Source organism: Kocuria salina, assembly GCF_013368965.1.
Lineage (GTDB): Bacteria > Actinomycetota > Actinomycetes > Actinomycetales > Micrococcaceae > Kocuria > Kocuria rosea.
This window is the reverse complement of record NZ_SSSF01000001.1, coordinates 103,904-120,426: the sequence shown is the minus strand read 5'-3', so window position 1 is coordinate 120,426 and position 16,523 is coordinate 103,904. Positions and strand designations below refer to the sequence as shown.

The following is a 16,523-nucleotide window of genomic DNA, read 5'->3' as shown; positions in this document are numbered from 1 at the left end:
AGCTCTCTGGCGGCGGACCAGCGCGATTCGTCGTTGCTCGCCCGGTAGATAGTCCGCTTCAGGACCCGCCGTAGGCTGAGTCACACCATAACCACGCCGTGACGGGGCCGCAAGAGTTCGGGCGCCACCACCGGGTCAGGGTGTATCTGGAAGAATTCTTCCACAATGTGTTGTGGATCACGTCGATCTCCCCTAGGTTGGCCTCAGCCAAAGGCGGGCCCCGGTCGACCGGGGCTATCTACCGGGCATGATCTGACAGCCGGGCGGGCCCGCCGACGGACAAGCCGTTTCTCGGGTTCCCCACGATCCGTGAGGACCTGAGCATCATGTCGACCATCCACGAAACCGCTCCGCGCACCCAGGTCCACCTGGAACGTGCCGTCGAGCTCGCGGCGGAGAACGCCGCCGGCGACGGCGGGCCGTTCGGCGCCGTCGTCGTGACCGCGGACGGGCGGGAGTTCCCCGCCGTCAACCGCGTGACGGCGGACCACGACCCCACAGCGCACGCGGAGGTCATGGCCATCCGCAGCGCCTGCCGCGAGCTGGGGACCTTCGACCTCAGCGGGGCCGTGCTCTACACCAGCTGCGAACCGTGCCCGCTGTGCCTCTCGGCCTCGCTGTGGGCCCGGCTGGACGCGGTGTACTTCGCCGCCGACCGGCACGACGCCGCGGCCGGCGGATTCGACGACGCCGAGTTCTACGAGTTCTTCGCCCGGAGCGCGCAGGAGCGGGACCGGGCCCTTCCGGTCCGCCACGTCGCCCTCGCCACGCGCACGGAGCCGTTCGAGGCCTGGGCCGGCAACGCCCAGCGCACCGCGTACTGATCCGAGCACCCCGCCGCCCCGGTCGGCTCCTACCGGGACCATCAGATCTGGACACTTCACGGGAGCCCCGCCGGCAGCGGCCGGGCCCCGGAAAAACAGAGGATCGCCGGACCTTGCGCAGCAGAGCCGACGCCTGCGCGCTGAAGGAGGCTCCTTCCATGTCATCGACCACACCTGACCGTCCGACCGACGCCCGCACGACCGCGGCCCGCACGATCCGCCGTGGGCGCCCGGCGCCCGCACCCGGACCGGAGGACGAGCGGCTGCCGCTGGGGCGGACCACCGCCTACGGCTTCCAGCACGTCCTCACCATGTACGGCGCCATCGTCGCCGTCCCCCTCATCATCGGGCAGGCCGCCGGGCTCTCCGGCGAGGAGATCGCCCTCCTCATCAGCTCCTGCCTGCTCATGGGCGGGGTCGCCACCGTCCTGCAGAGCTTCGGGGCGCCCTTCCTCGGCTCCAGGCTGCCGCTCGTGCAGGGCGTGTCCTTCGCCGGGGTCGCCCCCATGCTCGCGATCCTGGCCGGTGGCAACGACCTGACCACCATCTTCGGGGCCGTGCTCGTCTCCTCGGTGGTGGGCTTCCTGCTCGCCGGCGCGTTCTCCCGCGTCCTCCGGCTGTTCCCGCCGGTGGTCACCGGAACGGTGATCACGGTCATCGGCATCTCCTTGCTGCCGGTCGCGATCTCCTGGGCCGCCGGCAGCGGGGAGGGCGGCGCCGCCGACCCCCGCAGCCTCGCGCTCGCCGGGATCACCCTGCTCATCGTGCTGGTGCTGTCCAAGGTGGGCGTCGGGATGATCTCGCGCCTGTCCATCCTGCTCTCCTTCGTGCTCGGCACCGTGATCGCCCACACGATGGGGATGGTGGACTTCTCCGGTGTGGGCCAGGGCGGTATCGTCACCTTCCCAACGCCCCTGGCCTTCGGCCCCCCGACCTTCGAGGTCGCCTCGATCATCTCGATGCTCATCGTGGTGCTCGTGACGATGACCGAGACCACGGCGGACATCCTCGCGGTGGGCGAGATCACGGGGGCCAAGGTCGACTCGAAGCGCGTGGCCAACGGCCTGCGGGCGGACATGCTCTCCTCCGCGGGGGCGCCGCTGCTGAACTCGTTCACCCAGACGGCCTTCGCCGCCAACGTGGGCCTCGTCGCGGTGACGGGCGTCCGCAGCCGCTTCGTGGTCACGGCCGCCGGCGTCATCATGGTGGGACTGGGGCTGTTCCCCGTCATCGGCGAGGTTGTCGCGGCCATTCCCACCCCGGTCCTCGGCGGCGCGTCGATCGTGCTCTTCGGCACGGTGGCCTCCTCCGGCGTGCGCACGCTGGGCAAGGTGAACTTCAACAACTCGATGAACCTCGTCATCGTGGCGGTCGCCTTCGCGTTCGGCCTCATCCCTGTGGCCGCGCCCCAGTTCTACGCCGGTTTCCCCTCCTGGACGCAGACCATCCTCGGCTCGGGGATCAGCGCCGCAGCACTCGTGGCCATCGCTCTCAACCTGCTGTTCAACGAGCTGGCCGCCGGCAACTCCCGGCACCAGTCCGTCATGGCGGCGGCGCCGGTGCGGGTCGTCCGGGCGGACACCCTGGCGCACCTGCGGGAGGGCGACCGGATCCAGGACGGTGCCGTGGTGGACAGCGACGGAGCCGAGGTGGCGGTCGTGGCGGAGCACCACTTCGACGACGTCCGGAGGATGATCGACGACGGGGAGATCACGCACACGGGACAGATCCGGACGGTCCTCGCCGCCAAGGACGCGACGGCCTGAGCACCCGGGCTCGCACCCCACGTGCGAGGCCTCGACCAGGGGCGTTCCCCGCCTCCAACCGGCGCACCGCCGGGCGGAAGCGGGGAACGCCCCTGCGATGGTGTCCGGGCCGGTCCGCTCAGCTCGCTGCCACCGGGCCGCGGCGCCCCGCCCCGGCCCGGTCCGCGAGCGCCGGGCCCGGCGGGGCCGGGAGCTTCAGGCGTTCACCAGGCGGCGGGCCGCCGCGGAGTGCTCGGCGGTGAGCGCCTCCACGTCCAGACCAGTGATCGCACCGTCCTCCACGAGCCAGCGCCCGCCCACCATGACCCGGTCCGCGCGCTCCGCGCCGCACAGCAGCAGCGCGGAGAGCGGGTCGTGGGCGCCGGAGAAGCGCAGCCCGTCCAGCCGGAACATCGCGAGGTCCGCCTGGGCGCCCGGGCGCAGCACACCGAGGTCCGGGCGGCCGAGCAGACGCGCGGAGCCGCGCGTCGCCCAGCCGAGGGCCCGCTCCGGGGTCACGGCCTCCGCCCCGTAGCGCAGCCGCTGCACGTACAGGGCCTGCCGGACCTCCTGCACCAGGTTGGAGGCGTCGTTGGAGGCGGACCCGTCCACCCCGAGTCCCACGGGGGCTCCCGCCTCCTCGAGCTCCACGGCCCGGCAGATCCCGGAGGCCAGGCGCATGTTGGACGTGGGGCAGTGGGCCACGCCCACCCCGGCCGCGCCCAGGCGGGCCACCTCGGCGTCGTCGAAGTGGATGCCGTGGGCCAGCCACGTCCGGTCGGTGAGCCAGCCCGTGGACTCGAGGTAGTCGACCGTCCGCAGCCCGAAGCGCTCCCGGCAGAAGTCCTCCTCGTCGATGGTCTCGGCGAGGTGGGTGTGCAGCCGCACGTCCAGCTCGCCGGCCAGGACGGCGGTGTCCCGCATGATCTCCCGCGTCACCGAGAACGGTGAGCACGGGGCCAGCGCGATCTGGGTCCGGGCGCCGTCGCCGCGCTCGTGGTAGGTCCCCACCAGGCGTGCGCTGTCGGCGAGGATCGTCTCCGCCTCCTGCACCGTCTGCTGCGGGGGCAGCCCGCCGTCGCGCTCGCCCAGGCTCATGGATCCCCGGGAGAGGACGGCCCGCATGCCGAGGTTCCGGGCGGCCTCGACCTGCACATCGATCGAGTGCTCCATGCCGCCGGGGAACAGGTAGTGGTGGTCGGCCGCCGTGGTGCAGCCCGAGAGCAGCAGCTCCGCCATCGCCACCGTGGTCGCGAGCTGCAGGTCGCGGGGGCGCAGGCGGGCCCACACGGGGTAGAGGTCCCGCAGCCACGGGAACAGGGGGACGCTGACCACGGGCGCCCAGGCGCGCGTGAGCGTCTGGTAGAAGTGGTGATGCGTGTTGATCAGCCCGGGCACCACCACGTGCTCCCGGGCGTCGAGGACCCCGCACGGAACGGTCGGGGCTCCGCCGGCCGGGACCAGCTCCACCACGGTGCCGGAGGCGGTGTCCACCACGACACCGCCGGCCGTGTCCGCGGAGGTGTCCTCGCCGGTGTACAGGGCCAGGGGCTCGCGCAGCCACAGCAGGTGGGAGCCGGGGTTCGAGGTGTGGGGACGCACAGGGTTCTCCGATGGGTCGCAGGTCTCGTCACCGGCGCCGTGCGCCTCGTGTGGTCCGAGGGCGGCACGCGGCGCCGCCAGCTCAGTGAGGTCCTGTCTGCTGATCCAGGAGACCGCTCCCGCGGTCCCGGTGACCGTAGCACCGGCGGATGTTCGCCTTCAACCGTCCGGGCCCCGACGACGACGGGCCCGGACGGCGTCCGGTCAGCTCTCCCCGCGCCGGATCAGTCGGCCCGACGGAGTCCGGAAGTCCACGGCGCTGCCCCGCAGATAGGTTCTGCGCACCTTTCCGGACAGCGCCTTGCCCTGGTACGGGGTGATGGGGTTCTTGTGATGCAGCTTCCCGGCGTCCACGACGAAGGCGTCGTCGGGCGCGAAGACCACCAGGTCGGCGTCGTAGCCGATGGAGACCTTGCCCTTGGCACGCAGGCCGGCCCGCTGGGCCGGCTTCGTCGACATCCACTCCACCACGCGGCCCAGGTCCACTCCGCGGCGCCGGGCTTCCGTCCAGATCAGGGACAGCCCCAGCTGCAGCGAGGAGACCCCACCCCAAGCCACCCCGAAGTCGCCGTTGTCGAGGTCCTTGAGGTCCAGGGTCGAGGGGGAGTGGTCGGAGACGATGAAGTCGATGGTCCCGTCGATCAGTCCCTCCCACAGCAGCTCGCGGTTGCCGACCTCCCGCACGGGCGGGCAGCACTTGAAGGCGGTGGCGCCGTTGGGCACCTCCTCGGCGAGCAGGGTGAGGTAGTGCGGACAGGTCTCCACCGTGATGTCCAGGCCGTCCCGCTTCGCGGTGGCCAGCATGGGCAGAGCGTCCGAGGAGGACAGGTGCAGGATGTGGGAGCGGGCGCCGGTCCAGCGGGTGCGCTCGATGACCTCGGCGATGGCCAGGTTCTCGGCGCCGCGCGGGCGGGACTTCAGGAAGTTCTCGTACACGTCCCCCTCGGGCCGCGGGGCACGGTCGATGGCCCGGGAGTCCTCTGCGTGCACGATCATCAGCGAGTCGAACGTCTTGATCTCGGCGAGGTCCTCCTCCATCTCGTCGGCCTCCAGATGGGGGAACTCGTCAACCCCGGAGTGCAGCAGGAAGCACTTGAAGCCGAAGACGCCGTCGTCGTGCAGCTCGCGCAGGTCGGGCTTGTTGCCGGGGATCGCCCCGCCCCAGAAGCCGACGTCCACGAAGACGTTGTTCTGGGCGAAGAGGCGCTTGTACTCGAGGGCCGGCACGTTGACGGTTGCCGGGACCGAGTTGAGCGGCATGTCCAGGACCGTGGTGACGCCCCCGGCGGCGGCCGCGCGGGTGGCGGAGGCGAAACCCTCCCACTCGGTGCGGCCGGGCTCGTTGATGTGCACGTGGGTGTCCACCAGGCCGGGCAGCAGGTGCTCGTCCTCGGCCAGCTCCACGACCTCGCGGCCGACCAGGCCGGCGCCGAGGGGTTCGATGGCCACGATCCTGCCGTTGCGCACGCCGACCTCGCGGGGAGCGAAGTGGTCCCCGCAGGAGACGTTCTGCCCCCGCACCACGAGGTCGAACTCGCGGTGGCCGTGCGCATCGGTGCCGGCGTCACCCGACGCCGGGCGGGAGGCCTCCGCGGCATCGGCAGGCATCCCGTGCTCCCGCTTGTAGTCGGCGATCAGCCGGCGCACGCGCTCGGGGTCGTTGACGTCGTGGCTCACGTCCAGCTTGTGCGCCTGCTCGGCCTCGAAGGCGCTCCGGGCGGCGGCCGGCTTGGTGGCCGCGCGGGCGGAGTCCTCCCGGGCGATCGCCGCAGGGTCCGCACTCACCTGCTGCGCACGCCCTGCGGCGTCAGAAGCGTCGTCCGCGCGCTGTCCGGGCTCCGCGGACGGTTGACCCGGATCCGGTCGATGCCCCTGCTCGTCGCTCTGCTTCCCGCCCCGGTCGGTGGTCCCCGGCCGCTGCGGCGTCTTCTTCTCCGTCATTCGGAGCTCCTCCTCGTCTTCGGCGTCCGCGCGGGCCGCCGGATCGATCAGTTGGGTCGGGTCCCCGTGAGCAAAGCGGGGAGCTCGAGGGCGAGCCGGGCGCCCACCTGCTCGAGCAGCCTGCCGGCCTCGCGCATGCTGACCCGCGGGTCCGGCTCGAGCTCGGTGAGGGCATAGGTGCGCACGAAACCGGCAGCCCTGCGGGTCTCCTCGTCGAGGGTGGTGCGGCCGCACACGGCCACCACCGGGACGCCGGCGGCGTGCGCGGTGGTGGCGACCCCCATGGGGGTCTTCCCGCCGAGCGACTGCTCGTCGAGGCTGCCCTCCCCGGTGACGACCAGGTCGGTGCCCACCATCCGGTCGGCGAGCCCCACGAACTCCAGGACCACGTCGATGCCGGGGCGGCGCTGGGCCCCGAGCACGGCGAGGGCTGCGTAGCCCACGCCGCCGGCGGCTCCGGCGCCGGGGGCCCCGGCCGCCGTCAGGGCGGCCGGGCCCAGGGCGTCCGCCAGCCGGTCCCGGAAGACCGTCAGCGCGGCATCGAGGGATGCGACGAGATCCGGGTCGGCGCCCTTCTGCGGGCCGAACACGGCCGCCGCACCGTTGGTCCCCGTGAGGGGGTTGTCGACGTCCGCGGCCAGGACGAACTGTGCGTCCCGCACCCGGGGATCCAGCCCGGTGAGGTCCACCCGGGCCAGCCGGGCGAGCTCGGCGCCTCCGCGGCCCAGCTCGGCGCCCTCGTCGTCCAGCAGGCGAGCGCCGAGGCCCTGGAGCAGCCCCGCACCGCCGTCGGTGCAGGCGCTGCCGCCCACCCCCAGGACGATCCGGGTGGCTCCGGCATCGAGGGCGGCGCGGACCAGTTCCCCGGTGCCGCGGCTGGTGGCGCCCCCGGCGTCGAGCACGGGTGCGCCGTCCTCGTCCACGGGGAGCGCGGCCAGTCCCGAGGCCAGGGCCATCTCCACCACCGCGGTCCGGTCGAGCAGGGCGAACCCTGCCGCGACGGGGTTCCCGGCGGGACCGGTCACGGTGGTGGAGCAGGCGACGAATCCGGCACCGACGGCGGCGTCGAGGGTGCCCTCGCCGCCGTCGGCCACCGGGACGGCCACGACCGTGGCGGACGGCTCCACGGACCGGATGCCCGCCGCGAGGTGCTCCACCACGTCGGTGGCTTCCAGCGAACCCTTGAACTTGTCCGGGGCGACGACGATGCGCACGGGGCGTGCCTCCTGTTCTGTGCGGACGGGGATCAGTCGAGCAGGGCGATCGCCGTCGGGGCGTCCACGCCGCTGACGGCGAGCTCCTCGAACTCGACCACGTTGTCGATCTCGGTCCCCATGGAGATGTTGGTGACCTTCTCCAGTATGACCTCCACCACCACGGGGACCTGGTGCTTCTCCAGGAGGACCCGCGCCTGGCCGAAGGCCTCCTGCAGCTTCTCGGGATCGGTCACGCGCAGGGCCTTGCAGCCCAGGCCCTCGACGACCTTGAGGTGGTCCACGCCGTAGCCCTGGGTCTCCGGGGAGTTGATGTTCTCGAACGCCAGGGAGACGTTCTGCTCCATCTTGAACCCGCGCTGGGACTGGCGGATGAGGCCCAGGTACGAGTTGTTCACCACCACGTGGAGATAGGGCAGGTTGAACTGCGCCCCGACGGCCAGCTCCTCGATCATGAACTGGAAGTCGTAGTCCCCGGAGAGCGCGACGACGGTGGCTTCGGGCTTGCCCCGGACGACGCCGAGGGCGGCGGGCCCGGTCCAGCCCAGCGGGCCGGCCTGGCCGGCGTTGATCCACTGGCGGGGGCCGTGCACGTGCAGGAACTGGCCGCCGGCGATCTGGGAGAGCCCGATCGTGGAGACGTAGGTGACGTCCGTGCCGAAGGCGGTGTTCATCTCCTCGTAGACGCGCTGCGGCTTGACCGGGACCTGCGTGAAGTGCGTCTTGCGCTGCATCGAGCCCTTGCGCTGGGCGCAGTCCTTGACCCACCCGGACCAGTCCGGCACGGAGAACCGCTCCTTCCGCTCCCGGGCGACCTCGATGAGGATCTCCAGGGCCGCGCCGGCGTCGGAGACGATGCCGAGGTCGGGGGAGAAGACGCGTCCGATCTGGGTGGGCTCGATGTCGATGTGCACGAACGTGCGGCCCCGGGTGTAGGTGTCCAGGCCGCCGGTGTGGCGGTTGGCCCACCGGTTGCCGATGCCGAGCACGAAGTCGGACTCGAGGAACGTCGCGTTGCCGTAGCGGTGGGAGGTCTGCAGTCCGACCATCCCGGCCATCAGCGGGTGGTCGTCCGGGATGGCGCCCCAGCCCATGAGGGTCGGGATCACGGGCACGTCCAGCAGTTCGGCGAGCTCGACCAGCTGCGCCGAGGCATCGGCGTTGATGATGCCGCCGCCGGCCACGATGAGCGGACGCTGCGCGGAGGAGAGCATGTCCAGGACCTTCTCGGCCTGCGCGCGGGTCGCTGCGGGGCGGTGGACGGCCAGGGGCTCGTAGACGTCGATGTCGAACTCGATCTCGGCGAGCTGGACGTCCAGGGGGAGATCCAGCAGCACCGGACCGGGCCGGCCCGAGCGCATGAGGTAGAAGGCCTTCTGAAACGCCCCCGGCACCTGGCCGGGCTCCAGCACTGTCATGGCCATCTTGGTGACCGGCGCGGCGATCGAGGAGATGTCCACGGCCTGGAAGTCCTCCTTGTGCAGCTTGGCCACGGGGGCCTGGCCGGTGATGCACAGGATCGGGACGGAGTCCGCCCACGCGGCGTAGAGGCCGGTGATCATGTCGGTGCCCGCAGGCCCGGACGTCCCCACGCAGATCCCGATGTTGCCGGGGGCGGCCCGGGTGTAGCCGTCGGCCATGTGCGAGGCGCCCTCGACGTGCCGGGCGAGGGTGTGCCGGATGCCGCCGTGGGCGCGCATCGCCGAGTAGAACGGGTTGATGGCGGCGCCGGGCAGGCCGAAGGCCTCGGTGGCGCCCTCCTTCTCGAGGATGGCGACGACGGCGTCGACCGTGCGCATTCTGGCCATGATGAACTCCTTGGAAGCAGGACCCGGGATCGGGTCGGGAAGCGGTGGGGTGGGGAAGGTCAGCGGCCCGAGCGGCCGGAGAGCTCCTCGACGAGCTTGAAGAGACCCGAGTGGTCGAGTCCGCCGTCGCCCTTGTTGACGGTGGCGGCCACGAGCTGGGCGACGATCGCGCCGAGCGGCACGGCCACGCCGGCCTCCCGGGCGGCGGAGGTCACGATGCCCATGTCCTTGTGGTGCAGCTGGAGCCGGAAGCCCGGGTCGAAGTTGCGGTCCAGCATCTTCTGGCCCTTCTGGTCCAGGACCTTGGAACCGGCCAGGCCGCCCCCGAGGACCTTCAGCGCGGCGTCCGTGTCCACGCCGTAGGCCTCGAGGAAGACGACGGCCTCCGCGAGCAGCTGGATGTTGCCGGCCACGATCAGCTGGTTGGCCGCCTTGACGGTCTGCCCGGAGCCGGCGGGGCCCACGTGCACGATCGTCTTCCCGACGGCCTCGAGCACCGGGCGGGCGGCCTCGAAGTCCGCGGCCTCGCCGCCGACCATGATCGAGAGCACGGCGTCGATGGCGCCCTGCTCCCCGCCGGAGACCGGGGCGTCCAGCGGGCGCAGTCCGTGCTCGACGGCCTCCCGGGACAGACGCGCGGCCACGTCCGGGCGGATGGAGCTGGCGTCGATCCAGACGGTGCCCTGCGCGGCGTGGGCGAAGACGCCGTCCTCGCCGGTCACGACGCCCTCGACGTCCGGGGAGTCCGGGACCATCGTGATCACGACGTCGGCGTTCGCGACGGACTCGGCCACGCTGGACGCGCCCTTGCCGCCGGCCTCGACGAGCTGGTCGATCTTGTCCTGCGAACGGTTGAAGCCGACGACGTCGTAGCCGGCCGTGACGAGGTTCTTGGCCATGGGCAGGCCCATGATGCCGAGTCCGATGACGGTGACGTTGGTCATGGTGGGATTCCTCACTGTGGGAGCCCGTGCGGTGCGTGCGACGGGCCGTGGTGGCAGGTGCGGGGAGGAGCGGCGTCAGGCGCCGGCGCGGGCCGCGGACCACGCGGCGGTCCAGGCGAAGGGATCCTGCTGCGACGCCTTGTACTCGAGGCCCACGTAGCCCGAGTAGCCGAGCTCCCGGCTGCGCTCGATCCACTGCTGGAGCGGGAGCTCGCCGGTGCCGGGCTCGTTGCGCCCTGGGGCGTCGGCGATCTGGATGTGGCCGAAGTCAGCGGCGTGCTTCTCGATGACCGCGGAGACGTCGTCACCGTTGACCGACAGGTGGTAGAAGTCGGCGAGCAGCCTGATGTTGTCGGCACCGGCGGCCCGGACCTTCGCGATGACGTCGAGGGCGTCCTGGGCGGTCTTCAGGGGATAGGCCTCGGTGCCGGAGACCGGCTCCAGCAGCACGGTCCCGCCGATGCGCGCCACGCCCTCGGCGGCGGCCACGAGATTGCGCACCGCCAGCTCGTCCTGGGCCTCCGGCGTGTGCTCGGGCCGGCGGTTGCCGTAGAGCGCGTTGAAGGCCTTGCAGCCGGTGCGCTCGCCGATGGCGGCGACCACGGCGATGTTCTCCTTGAACTCCCCGCAGCGGCCCTTCCAGGACACGAGGCCCCGGTCTCCGCCCGGCATGTCGCCTGCGTTGAAGTTCAGCCCGCTCAGCTGCACCCCCGCGTCCCGGATCGCGTCCACGAAGGCGTCGACGTCGCGGTCCGCGGGCACGGACTCCGCGAAGGGCCACCAGAACTCGACCGCGTCGAAGCCGGCGGCCTTGGCGGCCGCGGGGCGCTCGAGCAGGGGCAGGTCGGTGAGAAGGATGGAGCAGTTCACGGTGTAGGACATCTGGATCCTCCTGGTTCGGACGGGACCGCCACGTATTTCGGGATGTGGAAGTCAACTTCTGTCTTGTGAAACAGCGTACGGTCCCCTGTGACGCAGGTCAATCCCTGATTGGAAGAATTATTTCGGGATGTGAAAACTATCTGGTGTGGTCCGATGGCATGGAAGGACCCCGTGCCGCCGCGGTGTCAGGGCGGCACGGGGTCCGGTCGGTGGGGACGGGATCGCCGTCCGGTCAGCGCAGCTTCATCTGCCGGTTGACGTCCTTGTAGAGGAGGTACCGGAACCGGCCGGGGCCGCCCGCGTAGCAGGCCTGGGGGCAGAACGCCCGCAGCCACATGAAGTCGCCGGCCTCGACCTCGACCCAGTCCTGGTTGAGCCGGTAGACGGCCTTGCCCTCGAGGACGTAGAGCCCGTGCTCCATGACGTGGGTCTCGGCGAAGGGGATCACCGCCCCCGGCTCGAAGGTCACGATCGTCACGTGCATGTCGTACCGGACGTCGTCCGGGTCCACGAAGCGCGTGGTCGCCCACTTGCCGTCGGTCCCCGGCATGGCCGTCGGCTCGACCTCCTGCTCGTTGGTGACGAACGGCTCCGGCACCTCGATGCCCTGCACGTACTCGTAGGCCTTGCGGATCCAGTGCAGGCGGGCGGGCTCGCCGCCGCGGTTGCGCACGGTCCACTCGCACTCCGGCGGGAGGAAGGCATAGCCGCCGGGGACGAGCTCGTGCTCCTCCCCGTCGACGGTCAGGACGAGCGCCCCCTCCATGAGGAAGAGCACGCCCTCCACACCGGCCTCCGTCTCGGGCCGGTCGCTGCCGCCGCCGGGGCCGACCTCCACGATGTACTGCGAGAAGGTCTCCGCGAAGCCGGACAGGGGCCGGGCGAGCACCCAGACCCGGGTGTCCTCCCAGAACGGGAGCCGGCTGGTCACGATGTCCCGCATGGTCCCGCGCGGGAGCACCGCGTAGGCCTCCGTGAACATCGCCCGGTCCGTGAGCAGCTGGGTCTGGTCGGGGTGGCCGCCGTGCGGCGCGTGGTAGGTGGTCTCGGTCATCTGAAGTCGCCTCCGGTGGTCGATGCGGCCGGTGCCGCGGCCTTGGGGTGGGCCAGGGAGAAGAGCTCGTGCTCGCCGATGCCGGCGCTCTCCTCGAGCTCCTCCCCGGAGATCGCGCCGCACAGCACGCCGCGGTGGACGAAGCGGGCCAGGGCCCGGGCGGTGGCCGGTTCGTCCATGATCTCCGACTCGATGCCGTGCACGTAGTTCTTCAGCCGCAGCGCCGCCGCGGGGAAGCCCTCGCGGTAGAAGAAGTACGTGGCCAGGTAGCGGGTGGGCAGCTGGTGCGCGTGCAGGTCCCATCCCTGGTAGTAGCCCCGCTCCAGGGAGCGGCGCACCAGACGGGCGTGCAGCCGCCAGGCGGCCAGCTTCTGCCGGTCGCTCCCGGTGGGCAGGATGTTCGTGGAGCCGTCGGACAGCCGCACCCCGGTGCCGGCCACGGCGACCTGCATGACGGCCTTGGCGTGGTCGGCGGCCGGGTGCTCCATGGACTGGTACTGGGCGGCGATCTGCAGGGAGTCGGAATAGTCGTAGGTCCCGTAGTGCAGGGCCTCGACCCGTCCGTCCGTCCGGTGGAGCATCGCCGGGATGGGGCAGGTGCCGTCGGTCCCCAGGATCATCGGGGCCGTCTCCATCTGCACCTCGAACCGCAGCCGCCCGGCCGGCAGTCCGAGGCCCGCCTCGAGCTGTTCGCAGGCCTCGACCATGACGTCGACCTGCTCCGTGGTGCTCACCTTGGGCAGGGTGAGGACGAGGCCGCGGGGGAGGCCGTCCTCGCTGTGCCCGGCCTCCCGCAGCCCGCCCTCGCGCACCAGGGTGGTGACGAACAGGTCGAGCGTGCGCAGGCCGCGGTCCCGGGTGGCGGCCTCGAAGCACTTGAAGCGGATCCCGATGTACGGCGGCGCGGTGCCCTCCCGGACGGCCAGGGCCACGGTGCGCGCCGCGCGCACGGCCCACTCGTCCTCCTCCTGGTCCCCGCGGTCGCCGAAACCGTCCTCGAAGTCCAGACGGACGTCCTCGATGGGCTCGGTGGCGAGCTTGTGCTCGACCGCTCGCGCCACCCGGTCGACCAGACCCGGGGCGGCACCCTCGGGGGCCACCTGCTCCGCGAGGGAGGCCGCACCGAGCCCGGCCACGGACCGGGCGGCGCGCTCCCCCCACTGCCGGGCGGTCTCCGGGGTGAAGCTGTCGGCGGGGAGGTAGACGGTGTGCACGGGCTGGCGTGTACCGGGGTCCCCCGGGTAGGACCGCTGGAGCAGCGCGTCGGTGCCGGCGAGCCGCTCCGCAGCGCGCTGCCGGAAGGCCGTGCCCAGCGTCCCGGTGTCCAGGTCGCCGGCGCTCACTTCGTGGCCACCCGGTCGCGGTCGGACTGCTCGAGCAGCTCGTAGGCGGGCAGGGTGAGGAAGTCGACGTAGTCCTCGCCCAGCACCAGATCGGCGATCAGGGCGGCCGCCGGCTCGAAGTGCGCCTCGTAGGACTGCGGGTCGACCTCCTCGCGCAGGACCTCCTTCTGCCGCTGGAGCTCCTCGGCCACGAGCTCGCGGGTCGCGGTGTTCCCGGTGTCCTCGTAGACCACGCCGTTGCGGATCTGCTGCCAGATCTGCGAGCGGGAGATCTCGGCGGTCGCGGCGTCCTCCATGAGGTTGTGGATGGCCACGGCCCCGTTGCCGGAGAGCCACACGGCGGTGTAGCGGATCGCCACGTAGAGGTTGGCCGCGAGCTCCTTCTGGGTGCTCACCCGCCCGGCGCTGGCGACGTCGAGCAGCTGCTCGGCGCTCACCCGCACGTCCTCGCGCAGCCGGTCCACCTGGTTGGGCCTCTCGCCGAGGACCCCGTCGAAGACCTCGCGGCAGGTGGGCACCAGGTCCGGGTGGGCCACCCAGGAGCCGTCGAAGCCGTCGTCGGCCTCGCGGGTCTTGTCCGCGCGCACCTTGGCGAACGCGGCCTCGGTGGCCTCCTGGTCCCGGCGGTTGGGGATGACCGCGGCCATGCCGCCCATCGCGAAGGCCCCGCGGCGGTGACAGGTCCGCACGAGCAGCTCGGTGTAGGCCCGCATCAGCGGGGCCGTCATGGTGATGGTGGAGCGGTCCGCCAGGACGAACTTCTCGCCGGCGTCCCGGAAGTACTTGATGATGCTGAACAGGTAGTCCCAGCGTCCCGCGTTGAGCCCCGAGGCGTGCTCGCGCAGCTCCCAGAGGATCTCGTCCATCTGGAACGCCGCGGGGATCGTCTCGATGAGCACGGTCGCCCGGACGGTGCCGTGCTCGATGCCCAGGTGCTCCTCGGCGAACGTGAACACGTCGTTCCACAGCCGGGCCTCGAGGTGGGACTCCAGCTTCGGCAGGTAGTAGTACGGTCCGTGCCCGTTGGTCAGCAGGAGCTTCGCGGTGTGGAAGAAGTGCAGGCCGAAGTCCACGAGCGCGCCGGAGGCCGGCTGCCCGTCCACCGTGACGTTGTGCTCCGGCAGGTGCCAGCCGCGGGGCCGGGTGACGACCACGGCGAGCGGGGCGTCCTGGCGCAGGGCGTACTGCTTGCCCTCCGGGGACGTGAAGCTCAGGGTGCCCCGGGCGGCGTCGCGCAGGTTGAGGACGCCGTCCACCTGGTTGTGCCAGGTGGGGCTCGAGGCGTCCTCGAGATCGGCGAGCCACACCTTGGCCCCGGAGTTCAGCGCGTTGATCGCCATCTTGGCCGGCGAGGCGGGCCCGGTCATCTCGACCCGGCGGTCCTGCAGGGCCGGCGGCGCCGGGGCGACCGTCCAGTCCCCCTCGCGGATCTCCCGGGTCTCCGGCAGGAAGTCCAGGGTGCCGGTCTCGGCGGCCCGGCGGCGGTTCTGCTCCCGGGCGCCGAGCAGCTCGGCGCGGCGGTCGGCGAAGTTGTGGTGCAGGGCCTCCACGAAGGAGAGGGCCTCGGCGGTGAGGATCTCGCTCGCGCGGTCCAGGCCGGCGGGGGTGGTGAACTCGATGGCCATGGTGGTCTCCGTTCGGTGCTGGGTTCGGTGGGCGTCGCCGCCCGTGGTGCCGGGCGGCGACGCCCGGTGGTGCGGACTCGGTGCCGCGCTGCTAGCGGGCCGCCACCGGTGCGAGCTGACGGGTGTCCTGCTGGGCCGCCTGCTGCACGGCCTCGGCCACGGCCGGCGCCACGTGCTGGTCGAAGACACTGGGGACGATGTAGCTCGCGTTGAGCTCGTCCTCGGCCACGCAGTCGGCGATGGCCTGCGCGGCGGCGACCAGCATGTCGGTGGTGATGTCGGATGCCCCGGCGTCGAGCAGGCCGCGGAACAGGCCCGGGAAGGCCAGGACGTTGTTGATCTGGTTCGGGAAGTCCGAGCGGCCGGTCGCGACCACCGCGGCGTGCTCCGCGGCGACGCCGGGATCGATCTCGGGGTCGGGGTTGGCCATGGCGAAGACGATCGCGCGGTCGTTCATGGCGGCCACGTCGGCCCCGTCGAGCAGGTCGGGGGCGGAGACGCCGATGAAGACGTCGCTGCCCACCACGGCCTCCTTGAGCGAGCCGGAGAACCCGGTCTCGTTGGTGTTCTCGGCGATCCACTGCCGGTGCGGGTCGTCGTAGCTCTCCCCGCGGTGGATCGCGCCCTTGCGGGAGCAGGCGATGATGTCCTGCACTCCCTGGGCCTTGAGGAGCTGGATGATGGCGTGCCCTGCGGCGCCCACCCCGGAGACCACGACCTTGATGTCGCCGATCTGCTTGTCCACCACGCGCAGGGCGTTGAACAGCGCGGCCAGGGCCACGATCGCGGTGCCGTGCTGGTCGTCGTGGAAGACCGGGATGTCGAGCTCCTCGCGGAGCCGGGCCTCGATCTCGAAGCAGCGCGGGGCCGCGATGTCCTCGAGGTTGATCCCGCCGTAGACAGGCGCCATGGCCTTGACGATGCGCACGATCTCGTCGGTGTCCGTCGTGTCGAGGCAGACCGGCCACGCGTCCACGCCGGCGAACGCCTTGAACAGGGCGGCCTTGCCCTCCATGACCGGCAGGGCGGCGGCCGGGCCGATGTCGCCCAGGCCGAGCACCGCGGTGCCGTCGGTGACCACGGCCACCGTGTTGCGCTTGATCGTCAGCCGCCGGGCGTCCTCGGGGTTGTCGTGGATGGCCATGCAGACCCGGGCCACGCCGGGGGTGTAGGCGCGGGAGAGGTCGTCACGGTTGCGCAGCGAGACGCGGGGGGTGACCTCGATCTTGCCGCCGAGGTGGATCAGGAACGTGCGGTCGCTGATCTTGCGCACCTGGACGCCGTCGAGCGCCTCGAGGGAGTCGCGCACCTCGTCGCGGTGGGAAGCGTCGGAGACGTTGCAGCTGACGTCGACGACGACGTGGTCTGCGTGGGACTCCACGATGTCGAGGGCGGTCACGGCCGCGCCGGCCCGAGCGGCGGCGGCGGCGAGCTCGCTGGTGACGGTGAGGCCTGCCGGGGCCTCCATACGCAGGATCATCGAGTATCCGGGACTGGGCGTGGCCATGGTTCCTCCAGGGGCTGTGGTGCGACCATTTCAG

The 16,523-nt window shown here is 71.8% G+C and carries 12 protein-coding genes; 2 read left to right on the top strand and 10 right to left on the bottom strand.

Annotated features, from left to right (window positions below; translation table 11 throughout):
- Positions 1–326: 326 nt before the first annotated feature.
- The gene (locus E7Z53_RS00575) at positions 327–824 is read left to right on the top strand and encodes a nucleoside deaminase (RefSeq protein ID WP_035923319.1); all 498 of its coding nucleotides are present in this window, start codon (positions 327–329) and stop codon (positions 822–824) included.
- 158 nt (positions 825–982) lie between these two features.
- The gene (locus tag E7Z53_RS00570; protein ID WP_109243103.1) at positions 983–2,590 is read left to right on the top strand and encodes a nucleobase:cation symporter-2 family protein; all 1,608 of its coding nucleotides are present in this window, start codon (positions 983–985) and stop codon (positions 2,588–2,590) included.
- 195 nt (positions 2,591–2,785) lie between these two features.
- Here the strand turns inward: E7Z53_RS00570 and E7Z53_RS00565 are convergent, their stop codons facing one another.
- From E7Z53_RS00565 to E7Z53_RS00520, 10 genes are all read right to left on the bottom strand, one after another.
- Positions 2,786–4,171 carry an 8-oxoguanine deaminase gene (locus E7Z53_RS00565; RefSeq protein WP_176336913.1) on the bottom strand — a complete coding sequence of 462 codons (1,386 nt, stop codon included), beginning with the start codon at positions 4,169–4,171 and terminating at the stop codon, positions 2,786–2,788.
- Between the two features lie 204 nt (positions 4,172–4,375).
- On the bottom strand, positions 4,376–5,695 hold the full coding sequence (gene allB / locus E7Z53_RS00560; protein WP_176337215.1) for an allantoinase AllB: 1,320 nt from the start codon (positions 5,693–5,695) through the stop codon (positions 4,376–4,378).
- A 464-nt stretch (positions 5,696–6,159) separates the two neighbouring features.
- Entirely contained in the window at positions 6,160–7,326 is a 1,167-nt protein-coding gene (locus E7Z53_RS00555; protein ID WP_136340982.1) for a glycerate kinase, read from the bottom strand.
- Positions 7,327–7,358: 32 nt separating this feature from the next.
- Positions 7,359–9,134 carry a glyoxylate carboligase gene (gcl, locus tag E7Z53_RS00550; RefSeq protein WP_176336912.1) on the bottom strand — a complete coding sequence of 592 codons (1,776 nt, stop codon included), beginning with the start codon at positions 9,132–9,134 and terminating at the stop codon, positions 7,359–7,361.
- Between the two features lie 59 nt (positions 9,135–9,193).
- On the bottom strand, positions 9,194–10,078 hold the full coding sequence (locus E7Z53_RS00545) for a 2-hydroxy-3-oxopropionate reductase (protein WP_017834767.1): 885 nt from the start codon (positions 10,076–10,078) through the stop codon (positions 9,194–9,196).
- A gap of 75 nt (positions 10,079–10,153) precedes the next feature.
- Positions 10,154–10,960, bottom strand: a complete 807-nt coding sequence (locus tag E7Z53_RS00540) for a hydroxypyruvate isomerase family protein (protein WP_035923312.1) — start codon at positions 10,958–10,960, stop codon at positions 10,154–10,156.
- A 232-nt stretch (positions 10,961–11,192) separates the two neighbouring features.
- On the bottom strand, positions 11,193–12,014 hold the full coding sequence (locus E7Z53_RS00535) for a bifunctional allantoicase/(S)-ureidoglycine aminohydrolase (RefSeq protein WP_176336911.1): 822 nt from the start codon (positions 12,012–12,014) through the stop codon (positions 11,193–11,195).
- Entirely contained in the window at positions 12,011–13,357 is a 1,347-nt protein-coding gene (locus E7Z53_RS00530; RefSeq protein WP_095651233.1) for a DUF6986 family protein, read from the bottom strand. The genes E7Z53_RS00535 and E7Z53_RS00530 overlap by 4 nt, the downstream gene beginning before the upstream one ends.
- Positions 13,354–14,982, bottom strand: a complete 1,629-nt coding sequence (gene aceB / locus E7Z53_RS00525) for a malate synthase A (protein WP_176336910.1) — start codon at positions 14,980–14,982, stop codon at positions 13,354–13,356. The genes E7Z53_RS00530 and aceB overlap by 4 nt, the downstream gene beginning before the upstream one ends.
- A 91-nt stretch (positions 14,983–15,073) precedes the next feature.
- Positions 15,074–16,489 carry an NAD-dependent malic enzyme gene (locus E7Z53_RS00520; RefSeq protein WP_176336909.1) on the bottom strand — a complete coding sequence of 472 codons (1,416 nt, stop codon included), beginning with the start codon at positions 16,487–16,489 and terminating at the stop codon, positions 15,074–15,076.
- Between the last annotated feature and the right edge of the window lie 34 nt (positions 16,490–16,523).

Bases quoted from the DNA above. Each gene is read 5' to 3' on its own strand.
- aceB (WP_176336910.1), bottom strand. From the start codon at position 14,982: ATGGCCATCGAGTTCACCACCCCCGCCGGCCTGGACCGCGCGAGCGAG.
- gcl (WP_176336912.1), bottom strand. From the start codon at position 9,134: ATGGCCAGAATGCGCACGGTCGACGCCGTCGTCGCCATCCTCGAGAAG.
- E7Z53_RS00545 (WP_017834767.1), bottom strand. From the start codon at position 10,078: ATGACCAACGTCACCGTCATCGGACTCGGCATCATGGGCCTGCCCATG.
- E7Z53_RS00575 (WP_035923319.1), top strand. From the start codon at position 327: ATGTCGACCATCCACGAAACCGCTCCGCGCACCCAGGTCCACCTGGAA.
- E7Z53_RS00535 (WP_176336911.1), bottom strand. From the start codon at position 12,014: ATGACCGAGACCACCTACCACGCGCCGCACGGCGGCCACCCCGACCAG.
- E7Z53_RS00570 (WP_109243103.1), top strand. From the start codon at position 983: ATGTCATCGACCACACCTGACCGTCCGACCGACGCCCGCACGACCGCG.
- E7Z53_RS00540 (WP_035923312.1), bottom strand. From the start codon at position 10,960: ATGTCCTACACCGTGAACTGCTCCATCCTTCTCACCGACCTGCCCCTG.
- E7Z53_RS00520 (WP_176336909.1), bottom strand. From the start codon at position 16,489: ATGGCCACGCCCAGTCCCGGATACTCGATGATCCTGCGTATGGAGGCC.